General features: G+C 59.1%; 20 protein-coding genes and 1 tRNA gene. 13 read left to right on the forward strand and 8 right to left on the reverse strand.

Translation table 11 applies throughout. The annotated features are described in order from the left end of the window. The first annotated feature begins 68 nt into the window (after positions 1-68). From TMS3_RS08210 to TMS3_RS24580, 8 genes are all read left to right on the forward strand, one after another. A complete protein-coding gene (locus TMS3_RS08210) occupies positions 69-713 on the forward strand; it encodes a YajG family lipoprotein (RefSeq protein ID WP_025164784.1) in 645 nt (214 codons plus the stop codon). 319 nt (positions 714-1,032) lie between these two features. Further along, entirely contained in the window at positions 1,033-1,254 is a 222-nt protein-coding gene (locus tag TMS3_RS26155) for a hypothetical protein (RefSeq protein ID WP_051394209.1), read from the forward strand. Positions 1,255-1,549: 295 nt separating this feature from the next. Continuing rightward, a complete protein-coding gene (locus TMS3_RS08220) occupies positions 1,550-2,344 on the forward strand; it encodes a methyltransferase domain-containing protein (RefSeq protein WP_025164786.1) in 795 nt (264 codons plus the stop codon). A gap of 129 nt (positions 2,345-2,473) precedes the next feature. Continuing rightward, a complete protein-coding gene (locus TMS3_RS08225; RefSeq protein ID WP_025164787.1) occupies positions 2,474-2,782 on the forward strand; it encodes a hypothetical protein in 309 nt (102 codons plus the stop codon). Positions 2,783-3,243: 461 nt separating this feature from the next. Beyond that, positions 3,244-3,879: a LysE family translocator gene (locus TMS3_RS08230; protein WP_025164788.1), complete on the forward strand. Its 636-nt coding sequence runs from the start codon at positions 3,244-3,246 to the stop codon at positions 3,877-3,879. Next, positions 3,876-4,031 carry a type II toxin-antitoxin system RelE/ParE family toxin gene (locus TMS3_RS24575; RefSeq protein WP_083491728.1) on the forward strand — a complete coding sequence of 52 codons (156 nt, stop codon included), beginning with the start codon at positions 3,876-3,878 and terminating at the stop codon, positions 4,029-4,031. Before TMS3_RS08230 ends, TMS3_RS24575 begins: the two co-directional genes overlap by 4 nt. Positions 4,032-4,043: 12 nt before the next feature. Further along, a complete protein-coding gene (locus tag TMS3_RS08235) occupies positions 4,044-4,349 on the forward strand; it encodes a HigA family addiction module antitoxin (protein WP_025164789.1) in 306 nt (101 codons plus the stop codon). A gap of 64 nt (positions 4,350-4,413) precedes the next feature. Next, positions 4,414-4,740: an excalibur calcium-binding domain-containing protein gene (locus TMS3_RS24580; protein ID WP_083491729.1), complete on the forward strand. Its 327-nt coding sequence runs from the start codon at positions 4,414-4,416 to the stop codon at positions 4,738-4,740. 99 nt (positions 4,741-4,839) lie between these two features. On the opposite strand, the gene TMS3_RS08240 is transcribed toward TMS3_RS24580, so the two are convergent. From TMS3_RS08240 to TMS3_RS08275, 8 genes are all read right to left on the reverse strand, one after another. Next, positions 4,840-4,916: transfer RNA gene (locus TMS3_RS08240), tRNA-Met, on the reverse strand. Positions 4,917-4,992: 76 nt separating this feature from the next. Then, positions 4,993-6,093, reverse strand: a complete 1,101-nt coding sequence (gene ychF / locus TMS3_RS08245; RefSeq protein WP_025164790.1) for a redox-regulated ATPase YchF — start codon at positions 6,091-6,093, stop codon at positions 4,993-4,995. A gap of 34 nt (positions 6,094-6,127) precedes the next feature. Beyond that, positions 6,128-6,718 (reverse strand): aminoacyl-tRNA hydrolase, encoded by a 591-nt coding sequence (gene pth / locus TMS3_RS08250; RefSeq protein WP_025164791.1) that lies wholly within the window; start codon positions 6,716-6,718, stop codon positions 6,128-6,130. Between the two features lie 69 nt (positions 6,719-6,787). After that, positions 6,788-7,426, reverse strand: coding sequence for a 50S ribosomal protein L25/general stress protein Ctc (locus TMS3_RS08255; protein WP_025164792.1), 639 nt, complete (start codon positions 7,424-7,426; stop codon positions 6,788-6,790). 112 nt (positions 7,427-7,538) lie between these two features. Next, positions 7,539-8,480, reverse strand: a complete 942-nt coding sequence (locus tag TMS3_RS08260; protein WP_025164793.1) for a ribose-phosphate pyrophosphokinase — start codon at positions 8,478-8,480, stop codon at positions 7,539-7,541. A gap of 114 nt (positions 8,481-8,594) precedes the next feature. Further along, positions 8,595-9,404, reverse strand: coding sequence for a 4-(cytidine 5'-diphospho)-2-C-methyl-D-erythritol kinase (ispE, locus tag TMS3_RS08265; protein WP_235576635.1), 810 nt, complete (start codon positions 9,402-9,404; stop codon positions 8,595-8,597). A 190-nt stretch (positions 9,405-9,594) separates the two neighbouring features. Next, entirely contained in the window at positions 9,595-10,212 is a 618-nt protein-coding gene (gene lolB, locus TMS3_RS08270; protein ID WP_025164795.1) for a lipoprotein insertase outer membrane protein LolB, read from the reverse strand. Beyond that, positions 10,212-11,942, reverse strand: a complete 1,731-nt coding sequence (locus TMS3_RS08275) for a tetratricopeptide repeat protein (RefSeq protein ID WP_025164796.1) — start codon at positions 11,940-11,942, stop codon at positions 10,212-10,214. Before TMS3_RS08275 ends, lolB begins: the two co-directional genes overlap by 1 nt. Positions 11,943-12,128: 186 nt before the next feature. Between TMS3_RS08275 and hemA the strand changes: the two genes are divergently transcribed. The 5 genes from hemA (at position 12,129) to murI (ending at position 16,996) form a co-directional block, all read left to right on the forward strand. Further along, the gene (gene hemA, locus TMS3_RS08280; protein WP_025164797.1) at positions 12,129-13,409 is read left to right on the forward strand and encodes a glutamyl-tRNA reductase; all 1,281 of its coding nucleotides are present in this window, start codon (positions 12,129-12,131) and stop codon (positions 13,407-13,409) included. Continuing rightward, complete coding sequence (gene prfA / locus TMS3_RS08285; protein ID WP_025164798.1) at positions 13,406-14,488, forward strand: peptide chain release factor 1; 1,083 nt, start codon at positions 13,406-13,408, stop codon at positions 14,486-14,488. The genes hemA and prfA overlap by 4 nt, the downstream gene beginning before the upstream one ends. A 130-nt stretch (positions 14,489-14,618) precedes the next feature. Further along, a complete protein-coding gene (gene prmC, locus TMS3_RS08290; RefSeq protein WP_025164799.1) occupies positions 14,619-15,452 on the forward strand; it encodes a peptide chain release factor N(5)-glutamine methyltransferase in 834 nt (277 codons plus the stop codon). Between the two features lie 7 nt (positions 15,453-15,459). Beyond that, a complete protein-coding gene (locus tag TMS3_RS08295; protein ID WP_025164800.1) occupies positions 15,460-16,215 on the forward strand; it encodes a molybdopterin-synthase adenylyltransferase MoeB in 756 nt (251 codons plus the stop codon). Beyond that, on the forward strand, positions 16,208-16,996 hold the full coding sequence (murI, locus tag TMS3_RS08300) for a glutamate racemase (RefSeq protein ID WP_025164801.1): 789 nt from the start codon (positions 16,208-16,210) through the stop codon (positions 16,994-16,996). Before TMS3_RS08295 ends, murI begins: the two co-directional genes overlap by 8 nt. Positions 16,997-17,033 lie beyond the last annotated feature (37 nt).

Genomic DNA, 17,033 nt, shown 5'->3' on the forward strand with positions numbered 1-17,033 from the left:
GAGCGGTCTCCCTGTTTGCAATCGTTATAAATTCTAAAGTGAAGTCTGTTCTAACCAAAGGAGTCGGTATGAAATCAAGATTGCTAATCGCGGCAACAATTGTGTCTGCGCTATTTGTTAGTGGCTGTGCAACGAGTCGGTCGACTATAGATATTCCGGTTGCCGCGCCCGCTGCTATGTCTAATCAAAATGGCAAAGAAATTTATATTAACTCGGTTACAGATAATCGAGTGTTCGAGGTAAAGCCATCTAATCCTAATACCCCATCACTTGATCCAAGCGAGGCGCAAGGGATGAAGATTCAACTACGCGCTATTGGCCGTAAACGCAATGGATATGGCAAGGGGCTTGGGGATATTCTTTTGCCTGAGGGTAAGACAGTTGAGACGCTGATCGAATCTGTAGTTAGTAAAGAGCTAGTGAATAAAGGTTACACTGTAATCGCTAGCAAAGAACTGATTACGAAAAATACATACATTGCAGACGTTAAAATTAATAAGCTGTGGTCCTGGATGAATCCTGGTGCCTTCGCGATCACATTAAGTACGGAGATTTCTACTGATATTGCGATCAAGGGCGGTGCGTCAACTGAGAGTAAAGAAATTAGCGTGAAAGCGTCTGATAGCTATCAGGTTGCCACGGAGAGTAATTGGTTGGAAATAATGCAGGTTGCATTTAGTAAGTATGCTGCTGAGTTGGATCGGAAGCTCTAATATGCACCCTGAGGGGCATGTATGTTTTGCCTTGCTAGCAAATATACCTGTCCCTCTCTGTTTACCTTGCCTGATGGTTCTATCCTGCCAACGGCTGAGCAAGCCTCTCATTGCCTTTTCAGTCTCCAAAGCTCCGCTTTAGAGGCGTTCCGCTTAAGTCGCCCAACGTTTAGCCACCACGCGCGGGCGTCGAAAGTACACCGCAGGTTTTTATCGGGGGCAAGCGAGTTGGTGGATATGTGGCCTTGAGACTCCATTTCGGCAAATCCGTTCGTGATCCTGAGGCGGTGACTTACCAGCCGGTGATAGCTGTATCGCAATGACGGTGCTGATGGCTCTCGCGGCAAGCTGGACGGCATTCGGCACACTGCTTACCGTTCGCGTCGTCTCGGTGTTCAAGGCGGTCTATATCGACAAGCGCGAACTTAAATGTGCATGCGTTGGCGGCGACAGCAACGTACCGCTCGGTTTCATCTCGCTAACGGAAAACCTCATGGTGGTTGGCATGGCAGTCTGGATGATTGTAAAAATGGGCCTTTAAGCAACGAACTCAATGTCGGCTAACCCCGCCGAGCTGCGAGTGGGGCTCATCGGCGGATGGCTCACTATCCGTCCATATCCTTGGACACCCCATTTGCGCTTGGCTGCGCGTGCACAAAAAATACTTCATCGCGCACAGGGTTACCCTTCATTGCCTTTCCTGCTGCAAAAGCCTTGCTTTAGAGACCTTCCGTCTAAGTAGATCGGCGTTTTAGCCACCACGCGCGGGCGCTCACACGCGCTATTTGCTGTCTACATGATGCTGGGCGGCAAGATCGTGTGAGGGGAGGCGCCAAATGAACATGCAGCAAACTGTACATTTTCCTGCGGAAATTTATGACGAGTTCTTCGTCCCTGCGCTGTTTGAACAGTGGGCGCATATCGTCGCGGATGAAGCAGGTGTTTGGCTGAACCAACGGGTGCTTGATGTTGCCTGCGGCACCGGGGTGTTGGCCTGCGCTTGTGCTGAACGTGTGGGCGGTGGTGGAAGTGTCGTGGGTCTCGATACCAACGAAGAAATGCTCAACGTAGCCCGGCGCAAAAGCTCAAGTATCGAGTGGCGAAGTGGTCGGGCAGAGTTGTTGCCCTTCCCAGATGAAAGCTTTGATGCGGTGGTCAGTCAGTTCGGCTTCATGTTCTTTGAGGATCGACTCGCTGCACTGCGGGAAATGATGCGGGTGTTGCGGCCAAACGGACGACTGGCAGTGGCTGTATGCGACGCGTTGGACCATTCCCCAGGCTATGCAGTACTTGCAGAGCTGCTGCATCGGCTGTTTGGCGAACAGGTGGCGCAGGCGTTCCGCGCGCCCTTTACGTGCGGCGATCCACAACCGTTGTTCACCCTGTGCAGCAAGGCCGGCATTACCAACGCGAAGATCATGCGGCACGACGGCAGGGTCCGTTTCGCGTCCATCAGTTCACTCATATCCACCGAAAGAGCTTGCGTATGGACGCTAGGCGGCCTGCTGGACGATGAGCAGTTCGAACAACTGCTGGATCAGGCAAAGGAGTCACTGCAACCGTTCGTGACGGCCGATGGCAACGTCGCCTTTGTAATGCCAGCCCTGATCATCACAGCCGGCAAGCCGTGATGAATTGATCTCGGTTCAGGCTTTGCTGGTTAAAGACGACAGGGCAGCAGCTAAAGCCAATAGAGCCGGGATCTTGGTAAGGCGTCCGCGGCACCGCCTATAACTGCCGCAACAGAAGGAGGCCATCGTATGAAAATGCTACTTACGGTCGAATTCCCCCATGAACCCTTCAACACCCTGGTCAAAAGTGGCAAGTGTGGTGAGGTTATTGGGCGCATCCTCGATACCATCAAACCTGAGGCCGCCTACTTCACGGAGCAAGACGGCACCCGTGCCGGACTATTCGTGATCGACGTAAAGGCCCCATCGGACGTCCCAGCATTTGCAGAGCCCTTCTTTCTCACCTTCCAAGCTAACTGCAAATTCCGCATTTTGATGAGCCCGGAAGACTTGCGGAATGCAGGCCTGGAAGAACTCGGGAAGAAGTGGCGTGATTAATATTTAACCAGCCGATCAAGGGGCGTGCTTCCTGCGCCCCCTCAACACTGGCGTTAGCTATCAAGGGTTGCGGCAGGTGCTAAAGCAGGGCGGCTGAGTCCAAAGACTTTTGATGGTCTGGTTTCACGTTATCGTCACGCTGGGGTTTATGAATCACCTGGGTGGCCTTGGCTGAACCAGATAAGCCCATAAAATGGGGCTTTCAGCAGGTCCTGACCCTCGGTATAACAGCGTTTTCCAAAAATAGGGTCAATGTAACCACTCGCGCCGAGTTCCCCTTTTCATGGCTCTGATGCATGATCTCGCTAAGCTAGTGGCCTTGTGCCCTCTGACCCGCTGGAGTCACGGATGACCCGATGTATCTCAGATATTCCCTTTCGCAGTCCCCTCGCTAATAACCCGTACCTTCACCAAATTTCATTACAGGTTATTTTCACAGCTTTGCTGCAGAGGGATCGCCAGTGATTGACGCTCAAACCCTTCTTCTGTTCTCCACCGCTGTGTTGGCTCTACTGGTTTCTCCAGGGCCTAACATGGCGTTTCTGCTGTCTCACGGGATTTCGCATGGTGCGCGGGGCGGGCTAGCGGTAGCGTTCGGGATATTTGTTGCGGACTTGTTGCTTACCGCACTGACCGCGACGGGCATCACTGCAATCATCACCGCATGGCCGCCTTCGTTCGACATACTGAGGTACTTCGGGGCGGTCTACCTGCTGTGGTTGGCTGTTCAAGCGATCCGGCATCATGGTTCTCCGCACCTGGTCGAGGAGCGCAAGGCGACTACCTGGAGCATCTTCCGCATGGCCATGCTGAACAGCCTGTTTAACCCTAAGGCGCTGCTTTTCTTCATGGTGTTCCTGCCGCAGTTCGTATCACCGGAGAGCGGGGAGGTGCCCTTGCAGCTCACCATACTCGGCGTCCTGCTAGCGCTTATCGCGCTTGTGTTCCATTGTGGCTTGGGCATTTCGAGTGGCAAGGTCGGTTCGTTGTTCGAGCGCAGTGCAACTGCTTCCAGGTACTTTGGCTGGTTCCACGCCTGGATCTTTGTTGGACTGGCCGCTCGATTGTTATTACTCGATAAGCCGACGGGTCGATGAGTTGCTTAAGGTCCCCACCGGGTAACAGGCTTGAGGCATTACACGGTAACCGGGCTGGTCAGTGCAGCATCAGGATAAACGGCCAATTTCGCATCTGCTTTGAGTGGACAGATGCAGGGCCGATAAACGTTGAAATCGTCGATTACCACTGAGGAGGTCGCACCATGGCAATTAACGGAATGCGCCCCATCCATCCGGGCGAGATCCTACGCGAAGAGTTTTTGGAGCCGTTGGCGATTACGCCCGCTGCGCTTGCTCGCGCTCTGCATGTGTCCGCCCCGACCGTAAATGACATTGTGCGGGAGCGTCGCGGCATAACTGCTGATATGGCCATCCGCCTGGGTCGCTACTTTGATACGTCCGCTCAGTTCTGGATGAACCTTCAGACCGAGTACGCATTGGCCACTACCTTTGCGGCCAATGGCGAAGAGATCGAGCATGAGATTGAACCGCTAGCGGCTCACAGGTGACATTTGCTTAAGCGATTGGAGTAGAGCGGGCCTGCGCCGAAATAGGGATCTTTGAGTCTACGGAATGAAAAAGTTGCTTTTGATTGTCGCGATTGGCTTTGCGGTGTGGCAGTACTACCCGAAGCCTTCCAATAGCCCTGTCATAACCAACATCGGTAGCGATGGTAGCGTGTTGAGCAGCCCAGTGATTACGGGTGCTTTCAGTAAAGCTAGATCGCCATCGACTTCATTATCGGCCTCGACGGCATCTTCCTATCGCTGTGATGGGCGAACCCATTGTTCACAGATGCGTTCCTGCGAGGAGGCTACGTACTTCCTCAAGAACTGCCCTGGAACGAAGATGGACGGGAACTATGACGGCGTCCCATGTGAGCAGCAGTGGTGCCGATAAGATTTACGAGCCGTTGCGGCTGTGGGCACGCCGTAGTCACTTGGTAGTCACTTCGGAAAACAAAAAAGGGCTTACCTTTCGGTAAACCCTTGTTTTGTATGGTGGCTACGCAGGGACTTGAACCCCGGACCCCAGCATTATGAATGCTATGCTCTAACCAGCTGAGCTACGTAGCCGAGTGGCGCGCATTATTCTCGTATGGGGCTTTGCTGTCAAGCCTGCTTGCGAAATTTTATGCGCGCGATCAAGCGCTTAGACGTTGAAACGGAAGTGCATGACGTCGCCATCCTTGACGATGTATTCCTTGCCCTCCAGGCGCCATTTTCCGGCTTCCTTGGCGCCCTGTTCACCCTTGTACTGGATGAAGTCGTTGTAAGCGGTCACTTCGGCGCGGATGAAGCCTTTCTCGAAGTCTGTGTGGATCACGGCCGCAGCCTGCGGTGCCGTAGCACCGATGCGTACGGTCCAGGCGCGCACTTCTTTCACGCCGGCGGTGAAGTAGGTCTGCAGGTTGAGCAGGTCGTAGCCAGCGCGGATGACTCGGTTCAGACCGGGCTCTTCGAAGCCCAAGGCTTCGAGAAACATGTCCTTCTCTTCGCCATCGTCCAGTTCGGCGATTTCTGCTTCGATCTTGTTGCATACCGGTACTACGATCGCGCCTTCCTCGGCGGCGATGGCATTGACCACGTCGAGCATGGGGTTATTTTCGAAGCCATCCTCGGCGACGTTGGCGATATACATCACCGGCTTGCTGGTGAGGAGGTGGAAGCCGCGAGCCAGTTGTTTTTCGTCGTCGCCCAAGGTTTTCAGCAAGGTACGTGCTGGTTTGCCTTCGGTGAAGTGCGGGATCAGCTTTTCCAGCAGGGCTTTCTGCGCCACGGCTTCTTTGTCGCCGCCTTTGGCATTGCGCGTGGTCTTCTGCAGTTGCTTTTCGCAGCTATCTAGGTCGGCGAAAATCAGTTCCAGTTCGATGATTTCGATGTCGCGCTTAGGGTCGACGCTGTTGGACACGTGAATGACGTTGTCATCCTCGAAGCAGCGTACGACGTGGGCGATAGCATCGGTTTCGCGGATGTTGGCCAGGAATTTGTTGCCCAGACCTTCACCTTTCGAGGCGCCTTCCACCAGGCCGGCGATGTCAACGAACTCCATGGTGGTCGGTATTACGCGCTCAGGCTTGACGATGGCGGCCAGGGCTTCGAGGCGTGCATCGGGCATCGGCACGATGCCGCTGTTAGGCTCGATGGTGCAGAAGGGGAAGTTCTCTGCCGCGATCCCGGATTTGGTGAGGGCGTTGAACAGGGTGGACTTGCCGACGTTGGGCAGGCCGACGATGCCGCAATTGAATCCCATGGGTATATCCCTCGCGCGAAATAGCGGTAAAGAGTTAAGAGGTGGCTTTCTGGCTGTGCAACTTGTGCATCGCCTTGCTCCAGTCGCCTGCGAGTATTTCCGGCAGTACGCCTAGGGCGAAGTCGATACTGGTGTCCAGGAGCTCTTGCTCGCTGCGCGGGGCGCGGCCGAGAACGTAGTTGGAGACCATGCTGCTGTGCCCTGGATGGCCAATGCCGAGCCGCAGGCGGTGAAAGTCTTTCTGGTTGCCGAGCTGGGCGATGATGTCGCGCAGCCCGTTATGCCCACCGTGCCCGCCACCCTGTTTGAGTTTGGCGACGCCTGGCGGCATATCGAGTTCGTCATGGGCCACCAGAATAGCTTCTGCGGGTATGCGGAAGAAATTCGCAAGTGCCGCTACGGCCTGGCCGCTGCGGTTCATGTAGGTGGTGGGAATCAGTAGACGAACATCGCGACCCTGATGGCTGAATTTACCTGTCAGGCCGAAATATTTGCGATCAACGCTTAAGTTGATGCGCTGGCTGTTTGCCAGACGCTCAACGAAAAGGGCCCCTGCATTGTGCCGGGTCTGGTCGTATTCGGGGCCTGGGTTACCCAGGCCAACGATCAGTTGTACGGCAGTCATGTCAGGAGCCCTTTCGTGGAAATAGCCCAGTCGCTGATGCGTCTGGACCGTTTTCCAGCGTTGCGAGAGTTACTCGGCAGCGCCTTCGCCTTCGCCTTCAGCTTCGCCTGCTACTTCGCTGTCTTCTTTAACAACGCGAGGGGCGTGGATGTTGGCGACAGCCAGGTCGTTGCCGTGAGCCAGTGCAACCAGTTCGATGCCTTTCGGCAGGCTCAGGTCGGACAGGTGAACGGTTTGGCCCACTTCAACCTTGGCCAGGTCCACTTCGATGAATTCCGGCAGGTCTTTCGGCAGGCAAGAAACTTCTACTTCAGACAGGGTGTGGGAGACGTCGCCGCCACCTTGCTTGACGCCAACTGCGGTTTCTTCGTTGAGGAAGTGCAGTGGGACGTGAGCGGTCAGTTTCTGGCCAGCCACTACGCGGATGAAGTCGGCGTGCAGTACGAAGCCTTTAGCAGGATGACGCTGCAGGGCTTTGACCAATACTTGTTCGGTGGTGCCGCCAACATTCAGGGACAGAATGTGGCTGTAGGCCGCTTCGTTTTCCAGCAGCTTAGCCAGTTCTTTGGCCAGCAGGCTGATGGATTGCGGGGCTTTGTCGCCACCGTAAATTACGGCAGGTACCAGGCTGGCGAGACGACGCAGGCGGCGGCTCGCACCTTTCCCCAGGTCGGAACGCACTTCAGCATTCAGGGCAAATTCAGTCATTACATTTCTCCAAAATAACCAAACCGTCCTTCACGCTTGCGACCAGCGACCGGACGGTTGGGTAAAAAGCCCCGCACAGAGCGGGGCGCATTTCGTCAGCTACGATGCCGGGTTAGCGGAACATCGCACTGATCGATTCTTCATTGCTGATGCGGCGAACCGCTTCAGCTACAACGGGGGCGATATCCAGTTGGCGAATACGCGAACAGGATTGTGCTGCGGCGGACAGTGGGATGGTGTTGGTCACCACCAGCTCGTCCAGCATGGAGTTTTCCAGGTTTTCGATTGCACGCCCTGACAGTACAGGGTGGGTGCAGTAGGCGAAGACCTTGGAAGCGCCGTGTTCCTTCAGTGCTTTGGCCGCGTGGCACAAAGTGCCGGCGGTATCGACCATGTCGTCAACCAGGATGCAGGTGCGGCCTTCCACGTCACCGATGATGTGCATCACCTCGGACTGGTTGGCTTTCTCGCGGCGCTTGTCGATGATCGCCAGGTCTACACCCAGGGATTTGGCTACGGCACGCGCACGGACCACGCCGCCGATATCCGGGGAGACGATCATCATGTTTTCGAAGCGCTGATCTTCAATGTCATCCACCAAAACGGGGGAGCCGTAGATGTTATCCACGGGAATATCGAAGAAGCCTTGAATCTGATCCGCGTGCAGGTCGACGGTGAGCACACGGTCGATACCTACCACGGTGAGCATGTCTGCCACGACTTTGGCGCTGATTGCCACGCGAGCGGAGCGCGGACGGCGATCCTGGCGGGCATAGCCAAAGTAGGGGATGACTGCAGTGATTCGGGTAGCTGAGGAGCGGCGTAAGGCGTCGGCCATTACCACCAGTTCCATCAGGTTGTCGTTGGTTGGCGCGCACGTCGGTTGAATCAGGAAGACGTCTTTACCGCGAACGTTTTCGTTGATTTCGATGCTGATTTCGCCGTCGGAGAACTTACCGACAGAGGCATCGCCGAGGGGGATGTGCAGCTGACGTACGATACGTCGCGCCAGATCGGGGTTAGCGTTCCCCGTAAAGACCATCATCTTGGACACGCGCAGTACCTGCCGGCTGAGGGTATACCTGGATGAGTATAGAAAATGGCAGGGGCGGCTGGATTNNTTACCGCTTGGCGACGCCCCTACAGTGTATAACTAACTCGTGCGCATTCACTTCTTGGCCATTATTTCGAGCTTGCGATGCAACATCGAAATGTTGCGACCCTGAGCTACAAAACTCGGCAAAGTGGCCGGAAGTTGGCGGGCGACTTTATCAGCATCGTCCTTGTTTGGGAAGCTCCCAAACACACAAGCTCCAGTGCCGGTTAATCTAGCCTGAACAAATTTGTTCAACAAGATCAAAGCGTTACGAACTTCTGGATAACGCTTCTGAACCACCGGCAGGCAGTCGTTATGACCGCCCCCCTCAAGAAGGCTGCGAACTTTAATGGGCGGCGTATCGCGTGTCAACTCAGGGTCGGAGAAAATTTCCACTGTACTGACAAGTACTTGCGGGATTGCCACGAGGAACCAGGGTTCGCTGAGTTCGATCGGTGTGAGTTTTTCCCCGACACCTTCGGCAAAAGCGGCGCGGCCGCGCACGAAGACCGGTACATCGGCGCCTAGGCTGAGGCCCAGCTCTGCCAGGCGATCCTCGGGCCAGTCGAGTTGCCAGAGGTGGTTAAGGCCGAGCAGAGTGGTTGCCGCGTCCGAGCTGCCGCCACCGATGCCGCCCCCCATGGGCAGGCGTTTGTTCAACCAGATGTCGGCGCCAAGCGGGCAATTGGCTTGCCGTTGCAATTGGCGGGCTGCGCGCACGATCAGGTTGCTGTCATGCGGCACGCCGCGAATATCCGTATGCAGGTGAATTTGACCGTCAGCGCGTAGGGCAAAGGTCAGTTCGTCGCCGTAGTCGAGAAACTGAAACAGAGTCTGCAGCTCGTGATAGCCATCGGCGCGGCGCCCGAGGATGTGCAGCATCAGGTTGAGCTTGGCTGGCGCCGGCAGGGTGAGAGTCTGTCCCGGTTCTGCTGCGCGCTGGTCCTGCTGCGTTAAAAGTTCGTTCGGAATGCTCATCTACCGTTCGTAAACTCCGCGTCCTTGCCGGTGATTGGCTTGCCTGGTTCTAGCTCAGGAGTGCCGCAGCCGGCTCTCAGGTATTGCGGGGGCATCACTGGCCAAGCTGGCGTGGCTGCCAGTCCTTGATCACCAGGGTGACTTGCAGGTCGTGGCCGTTGAGCTTGAGGCGTTCGGGCAGCCAGAAGCCGTTCTGTTCGGCGTAGCTCAGGTAGTCGACTTCCCAGCCGTCCTGGCGCAGCTGTGCCAGGCGACTATCGCCATCCAGGGTCAGGCGGCTCTTGCTGTTGGGTGCGGGTAGGCCGCGAATCCACCAGAGCAGGTGCGAGACCGGCAGGTTGAGCCCCAGCTGTTGTTGCAGCAGGGCTTCGGGGGAGGCGGCCTTATAGCGACCCTGGTTTGCCACTTCCAGCAGAATGGCCCCTGGGCGGCCGGTCAGGCGTGCGGCGCCGCGGCCGAGGGGGCCGGACAGGCGAATGTCGTAATAGTCCTGACGCTGAAGCCAGAACAGGGTGCCGCTGCCTGAGTCTTTCGGCGCGCGAATGCCGACCTTGCCGCTAATCTGCCAAGCATCGAGGCTGCCGACCTGTTGTTTGTGTGCTTGCCAGCGGGCTGGGTCGCCCTGGCCTTCAAGCGCTTCGCGGGAGGTCAGGCTGGAGCAGCCGGCGAGCAATACGATCAAGCTGAAAGCGATAAGCGGGCGCACAAGCATCAAGGCGTCTCTGATCCGGTCAGGCGCAGCAGAGTGCTGCGCAAAATGGGGCTGTCGGGTTGTTCTTTGAGCGCGCTGGCCCAGACTTTCCGGGCTTCTCGCTGTTTGCCTCGGGCCCACAGCACTTCGCCGAGGTGAGCAGCGACTTCATGGTCGGGGAAGCGTGCCAGTGCCTCGCGCAGCAGGCGTTCGGCTTCTTCCAGGTTGCCCTGGCGATAGTTGACCCAGCCGAGGCTGTCGAGCGTCGCCGGGTCGTCCGGGTTGAGTTGCAGGGCTAGCTCGATCAAGGCTTGCGCTTCACTGTAGCGAGTAGTGCGGTCGGCCAGAGTGTAGCCGAGTGCATTGAGCGCCATGGTGTTGTCCGGCTCGCGCTCGAGAATAAAGCGCAGGTCCTGCTCCAGCTGTTCCAGATCGTCGCGTTTCTCTGCGAGCATGGCGCGGGTGTAGAGCAGGTTGAGATCGTCAGGGAATTGCTCCAGTGCTTGCTGGATCAAGAGCCAGGCGCGCTCTTCTTGTTGCAGCTTGGCCAGTGCCTCTGCTTCGATCAGGTAGAGCTGGATGGCATAGTCGGGTTGGTTTTCCCGGGCGCTGGCCAGGCGCGCGCTGGCTTCGTCGAGTCGTTGGCTATTGAGCAGCAAGTCAGTCTGGCGCGCCTGTGCGGGGAGAAAGTCATTGCCTGGGCCGACCAGCTGGTATTCGATCAGCGCGCTTTCCGGTTGCTTCAATGCCTCATACGCGCGAGCCAGGTTGTAGTGCGCCGCATCGACATGGCTGCCACGTTCGACCAGTTCTTCCAGGTAGACGATCGCTTCGCGCCAGGCCTCGGCTTCGAGGCAGACCAGGGCGAGGGAGAAGCGCAGGTCGTCGTCTTCGGGGAACTGTTGCACCAGCGAGGCGAACTCGCCCTTGGCATCGTCCAGGCGGTCTTGTTCGACCAGCAGGCGTGCATAGGTCAGGCGTAAACGTTTGTCATCCGGGTGTTGGCGAATGCCTTTCTCCAGCAACGGCAAGGCTTTGTCGCCACGCTTCAGGCTTTGCAGCAGGCGCGCGTGCAGCAACAGTGGTGCCGCTTCGCGAGTGTCGGCAGGTTGCGCTTCGAGCAGCTCGAGGGCTTCCTCCGGACGGTCATCCTGCTGCAGGAGTACGGCCTTGCCGAACAGCAGTTGGCCGTTGCTCGGATGCTTCTCCAGCAACCGGTCGAAGCTTTGCAGTAGGCCGGCACGAGTATCCGGATCGGTTTCCGCGGCAGACAGGGCAAGGAAGTCGAAATGGGTGTCGCCCCGGCGTTGCAGGACTGTTTCCATGTAAGTCATGGATTCGTCGTAGCGGCCGGCCCGCGCCAGTTGCACCGCGGCGGCGCGCTGGGCGTCGATGCTGTCGGGGGCATTGGCAGCCCAGATCAGCGCGGTATCCAGCGCCGCCTGGTCGGCACCGAGGTACTCGGCAATCCGAAAGCCGCGTTCGGCGACGCCAGCATCCTGGGTCGCGTTGGCCTGCTGTACATAGTTGCCGAGGGCGATGTCGAAGCGGTTGCGCTGCCCTGCCAACTCTGCAGTAAGCAGCGCCAGCAAGGTTTCCTGGCTGAACGAGCTATAGACCTTCGGCTGCGCTGTTTGCGCCGAAGAGGCTGCTTCTTCGACCGGCGGTGTGCCATCCGGTGTGGAAGCTGTGAAAGTCTGACAGCCGCTTAGCAACGCCAGGGCGGTCAGCAACGCGAAGGATCTATTCATAGAGAAAAAGACGACTAACCTGCGGTCGGGGCATCATGACACAAGCCGTTGGGCAAGCCCATGGGGCAAGGCGCGATAGCTGATTGGAGGGGGCGCTCGACAAGTAGGACAATATTCGGCGGTGGTTGTTCTCGCTCTGGCGAAGTAGGACAATTGCCCGCTTACCTTTCTTGTCAGCGACCTTGCATGGCCTTTATTGCCCTCGGTATCAACCATAAGACCGCCTCGGTGGATGTCCGCGAACGTGTGGCCTTCACTCCAGAGCAGTTGGTTGAGGCTTTGCAACTGCTCTGTCAGCGTACGGCCAGTCGCGAGGCGGCGATCCTCTCGACCTGCAACCGCAGTGAGCTGTATCTGGAGCAGGACAGCCTGACCGCCGATGCCGTGCTGGCCTGGCTGGCCGACTATCATCAGCTCAACCTCGACGACTTGCGCGCCTGTGCCTATGTGCACCAGGACGACGCGGCGGTGCGCCATATGATGCGCGTGGCCTCCGGGCTGGATTCCATGGTGCTCGGCGAGCCGCAGATTCTCGGCCAGATGAAGTCCGCCTACGCCGTGGCCCGTGAGGCCGGTACCCTGGGCCCTCTGCTGGGGCGCCTGTTCCAGGCGACCTTCAGCACGGCCAAGCAGGTGCGTACCGATACCGCCATCGGTGAGAACCCGGTGTCCGTAGCCTTTGCTGCGGTCAGTCTGGCCAAGCAGATTTTCAGCGACTTGCACCGCAGCCAGGCGCTGTTGATCGGTGCCGGCGAGACCATCAGCCTGGTGGCCCGGCATCTGCACGATCAGGGGGTCAAGCGCATCGTCGTGGCCAATCGAACCCTGGAGCGTGCCAGCACCCTGGCTGAGCAGTTCGGCGCCCATGCCATCTTGCTCTCGGACATTCCCCAGGAGTTGGCCAACAGCGACATCGTCATCAGCTCCACGGCCAGCCAGCTGCCGATTCTCGGCAAGGGCGCGGTGGAGAGTGCGCTGAAGCGGCGCAAGCACAAACCGATCTTCATGGTCGACATTGCCGTGCCGCGCGACATCGAGCCCCAGGTCGGCGAGCTGGATGACGTGTACCTGTACACCGTCGACGACCTGCACGAGGTTATCGAGGAAAACCTGAAAAGCCGCCAGGGCGCCGCCGAAGCGGCCGAGGAACTGGTGGCCGCCGGTGCCGACGACTTCATGCTGCGCCTGCGCGAACTGGCTGCGGTGGATGTGCTCAAGGCCTACCGGCAACAGGGAGAGCGCTTGCGCGATGAGGAACTGGCCAAGGCTCTGCGCCTGCTCAGCAACGGCGGCTCTGCCGAAGAGGTGCTGGCGCAATTGGCCCGCGGCCTGACCAATAAATTGCTGCACGCGCCCAGCGTGCAGCTGAAAAAACTCTCCGCCGCTGGCCGCGCCGAAGCGCTGGCCGTGGCTCAGGAACTCTTTGCCCTCGATGAGGGCGCGCCGTCCAATAAAGGTCTGCAATGAAAGCTTCGCTGATCAACAAACTCGACCTGCTGCAGGATCGTTTCGAAGAGTTGACCGCATTGCTCGGCGATGCCGAAGTGATCGGTAATCAAACCCAGTTTCGTGCGTATTCCAAGGAGTACGCCGAAATCGAGCCGGTGAGCCAGGCGTTCCGCGAGTTCCGCAAGGTTCAGGGCGATCTGGAGGGCGCCCAGGCGTTGCTCAAGGACAGCGACCCGGATATGCGCGAAATGGCCGAAGAGGAAGTCGCCGAGGCCAAGGTGCAGTTGATCGAGCTGGAAGAGCGCTTGCAGCGCATGTTATTGCCGAAGGATCCGAAAGACAGCCACAACGTGTTCCTCGAAGTGCGCGCCGGCACTGGCGGCGACGAGGCGGCGATTTTCTCCGGCGACCTGTTTCGCATGTACTCGCGCTACGCCGAACGTCGCGGCTGGCGGGTCGAGGTGCTCTCGGCCAACGAGGGCGAGCACGGCGGCTATAAAGAAGTTATCGCCCGGGTCGAGGGCGATAACGTCTACGGCAAATTGAAATTCGAATCGGGTGCCCACCGCGTACAGCGTGTGCCGGAGACCGAGTCCCAGGGCCGCATCCACACTTCGGCCTGCACCGTGGCTGTGTTGCCGGAGCCGGACGAGCAGGTGGCGATCGAGATCAACCCGGCGGATTTACGCGTCGACACCTACCGCTCTTCCGGCGCCGGTGGTCAGCACGTCAATACCACCGACTCGGCGATCCGTATCACCCACATTCCCACCGGTACCGTGGTCGAGTGCCAGGAAGAGCGCTCGCAGCACAAGAACCGCGCCCGGGCCATGTCATGGCTGGCGGCCAAGCTGAATGATCAGCAGGAGGCGGCGGCGCACAAGGAGTTGTCCGACACGCGCAAGTTGCTGGTCGGTTCCGGGGATCGCTCCGAGCGTATTCGTACCTACAACTTCCCCCAGGGGCGGGTCACCGATCACCGCATCAACCTGACCCTGTATTCGCTGGCCGAAGTGATGGCCGGTGGCGTGGACGCGGTGATCGAGCCGCTGCTGGTCGAGTATCAGGCCGACCTGCTGGCCGCCTTGGGCGACTGATGTCGTGCATGGTGCGAGCCCGATTCAGCCGGGTAGCGGATAGCCTGCGGGCTGGCGCCTACATGATTTCGCTGTACCGTTGGAGCCAGCTTGCTGGCGATCACCTTGTTATCGGCAAAACGGAACCAGCATGCCCAGCATCCATGACCTGCTAAACCGCGCCGAACTGCCCGACTCGCCAACGCCTCGGCTGGACGTCGAGTTACTCCTCGCCGCGGCGCTGGGCAAGTCGCGCAGTTACCTGCACACCTGGCCGGAGCGTGAGGTCGGTGCCGAGCAGGCCGTGCGCTTTGCCGCCGATCTTACCCGTCGCCAGTCTGGTGAGCCGGTGGCCTATATTCTCGGTCAACAAGGCTTCTGGAATCTGGAGCTGGACGTGGCGCCGCATACCCTGATTCCCCGCCCGGACACCGAACTGCTGGTGGAGGCTGCGCTGGGGCTGCTGCCGACCACGTCTGCGGAGCTGCTCGACCTCGGCACCGGCACCGGTGCCATCGCCCTGGCACTGGCGGCCGAACGGCCGGCCTGGCACTTGACCGGCGTGGATCGGGTGGCGGATGCGGTGGCCCTGGCCGAGCGCAATCGGCTGCGCCTGCAGTTGAACAATGCAGCCTTCTGCCAGAGCCACTGGTTCAGTGCGTTGGCCGGCCGACGTTACCGGCTGATCGTCAGCAACCCACCCTATATTGCCGCGGATGATCGTCATCTGACCCAGGGCGATGTGCGCTTCGAGCCGGGTAGCGCGCTGGTGGCCGGGGTGGATGGTCTGGACGATATTCGGCAGATCATCGAACAGGCGCCGGGCTATCTTGAATCCGGTGGCTGGTTATTGCTCGAGCACGGCTTCGAGCAGGCCGCGGCGGTGCGTGAGTTGCTTGGCCTGCGCGGCTTTACCGCGGTGGCGAGCCGACGTGACCTGGGTGGCCATGAACGTATCAGTCTGGGGTGTTTTAATCATGAATGAACAGACCATGCTGAGTGATGACGAACTGCTGCGTTACAGCCGGCAGATTCTCGTCCAGCAGATCGATGTCGAGGGCCAGTTACGCCTCAAGCAGAGCCGTGCGCTGATCATCGGCCTCGGTGGATTGGGCTCGCCGGTGGCACTGTATCTGGCGGCCGCCGGGGTCGGCGAATTGCATCTGGCGGATTTCGACACGGTGGATCTGACCAACCTGCAGCGGCAGATCGCCCACGACACGCAGAGCATTGGCCAGAGCAAGGTCGACTCGGCGATGGCGCGTCTTGCGGCGATCAACCCGCAGATCCACTTGCGTGCGCACCGCAGTGCCCTGGATGCCGATTCGCTGGCGGCTGCGGTGGCCGCGGTGGATCTGGTGCTGGATTGCTCGGACAACTTCGCCACCCGCGAAGCGGTGAACGCCGCCTGCGTCGCCGAGGGCAAGCCCTTGGTCAGCGGCGCGGCGATTCGTCTGGAAGGGCAGCTCTCGGTATTCGACCCACGGCGTGCAGACAGCCCCTGTTACCACTGCTTGTATGGTCACGGCAGCGAAGCCGAGTTGACCTGCAGCGAGGCCGGCGTGGTCGGACCGCTGGTCGGTCTGGTCGGCAGTCTGCAAGCGCTGGAAGCCTTGAAGCTGCTGGCGGGCTTCGGCGAGCCGCTGGTCGGGCGCTTGCTGTTGGTCGATGCACTCGGCTCGCGCTTTCGCGAGTTGCGGGTCAAGCGCGATCCGGCGTGCAGCGTCTGTGGCAGTGCGCATGGCTAATAATGCGCCGGTTGGCGTGTTCGACTCGGGCGTCGGCGGCCTCTCGGTCCTGGGTGAAATCCGCAGCTTGCTGCCGCATGAGTCGCTGCTGTACGTGGCTGACAGCGGCCACGTGCCCTATGGCGAGAAGAGCCCTGAATTCATCCGTGAGCGCTGTCGGCTGATTGCCGAGTTCCTGCTCGCGCGCGGCGCCAAGGCACTGGTGCTGGCGTGCAATACCGCCACGGTGGCCGGAGTGGCCGAGTTGCGTGAGTTGTATCCGGCGTTGCCGATTATCGGCATGGAGCCGGCGGTCAAGCCGGCGGCGGCGGCGACCCGTTCCGGGGTGGTCGGCGTGCTGGCCACCACCGGCACCTTGAAGAGTGCCAAATTCGCCGCGCTGCTCGACCGTTTCGCCAGCGACGTGCGGGTAATCACTCAACCCTGTCCCGGGCTGGTCGAGCAAATCGAAGCCGGCGAGCTGAACAGCAGTGCCACCCGCACCCTGTTACAGGGGTTGGTCACGCCACTGTTGGCTGAGGGCTGCGATACCCTGATTCTCGGCTGCACCCATTACCCGTTCATCAGGCCGCTGCTGCGCGAGCTGGTGCCCGAGTCGGTGAGCCTGATCGACACCGGCGCGGCAGTGGCGCGGCAACTGCAGCGGCGCTTGTCCGAGCACGGGCTGTTGGCCTCTGGGGCGGTACAGTCCGGTCGTTTCTGGTCCAGCGGTGAGCCGCTGCGGATGCAGGCCGTGTTGCCGCTATTGTGGGGTGAGGTGGCGCGGGTCGATCGGCTTTGACCGCGACTATTGCGCAGTGTTACCGACCATTCGACTT

Origin of the sequence: Pseudomonas taeanensis MS-3 (genome assembly GCF_000498575.2) — a bacterium.
GTDB lineage: Bacteria > Pseudomonadota > Gammaproteobacteria > Pseudomonadales > Pseudomonadaceae > Aquipseudomonas > Aquipseudomonas taeanensis.

What these genes read in the sequence shown, in the direction of transcription:
- TMS3_RS08220 (WP_025164786.1), top strand. Translation starts at nt 1,550, where the DNA reads ATGAACATGCAGCAAACTGTACATTTTCCTGCGGAAATTTATGACGAG.
- murI (WP_025164801.1), top strand. Translation starts at nt 16,208, where the DNA reads ATGGCTAATAATGCGCCGGTTGGCGTGTTCGACTCGGGCGTCGGCGGC.
- prmC (WP_025164799.1), top strand. Translation starts at nt 14,619, where the DNA reads ATGCCCAGCATCCATGACCTGCTAAACCGCGCCGAACTGCCCGACTCG.
- TMS3_RS08210 (WP_025164784.1), top strand. Translation starts at nt 69, where the DNA reads ATGAAATCAAGATTGCTAATCGCGGCAACAATTGTGTCTGCGCTATTT.
- TMS3_RS08235 (WP_025164789.1), top strand. Translation starts at nt 4,044, where the DNA reads ATGGCAATTAACGGAATGCGCCCCATCCATCCGGGCGAGATCCTACGC.
- pth (WP_025164791.1), bottom strand. Translation starts at nt 6,718, where the DNA reads ATGACTGCCGTACAACTGATCGTTGGCCTGGGTAACCCAGGCCCCGAA.
- ispE (WP_235576635.1), bottom strand. Translation starts at nt 9,404, where the DNA reads ATGCTGCACATCCTCGGGCGCCGCGCCGATGGCTATCACGAGCTGCAG.
- lolB (WP_025164795.1), bottom strand. Translation starts at nt 10,212, where the DNA reads ATGCTTGTGCGCCCGCTTATCGCTTTCAGCTTGATCGTATTGCTCGCC.
- TMS3_RS08275 (WP_025164796.1), bottom strand. Translation starts at nt 11,942, where the DNA reads ATGAATAGATCCTTCGCGTTGCTGACCGCCCTGGCGTTGCTAAGCGGC.
- TMS3_RS26155 (WP_051394209.1), top strand. Translation starts at nt 1,033, where the DNA reads ATGACGGTGCTGATGGCTCTCGCGGCAAGCTGGACGGCATTCGGCACA.
- TMS3_RS24580 (WP_083491729.1), top strand. Translation starts at nt 4,414, where the DNA reads ATGAAAAAGTTGCTTTTGATTGTCGCGATTGGCTTTGCGGTGTGGCAG.
- prfA (WP_025164798.1), top strand. Translation starts at nt 13,406, where the DNA reads ATGAAAGCTTCGCTGATCAACAAACTCGACCTGCTGCAGGATCGTTTC.
- ychF (WP_025164790.1), bottom strand. Translation starts at nt 6,093, where the DNA reads ATGGGATTCAATTGCGGCATCGTCGGCCTGCCCAACGTCGGCAAGTCC.
- TMS3_RS08255 (WP_025164792.1), bottom strand. Translation starts at nt 7,426, where the DNA reads ATGACTGAATTTGCCCTGAATGCTGAAGTGCGTTCCGACCTGGGGAAA.
- hemA (WP_025164797.1), top strand. Translation starts at nt 12,129, where the DNA reads ATGGCCTTTATTGCCCTCGGTATCAACCATAAGACCGCCTCGGTGGAT.
- TMS3_RS24575 (WP_083491728.1), top strand. Translation starts at nt 3,876, where the DNA reads ATGAGTTGCTTAAGGTCCCCACCGGGTAACAGGCTTGAGGCATTACAC.
- TMS3_RS08295 (WP_025164800.1), top strand. Translation starts at nt 15,460, where the DNA reads ATGCTGAGTGATGACGAACTGCTGCGTTACAGCCGGCAGATTCTCGTC.
- TMS3_RS08225 (WP_025164787.1), top strand. Translation starts at nt 2,474, where the DNA reads ATGAAAATGCTACTTACGGTCGAATTCCCCCATGAACCCTTCAACACC.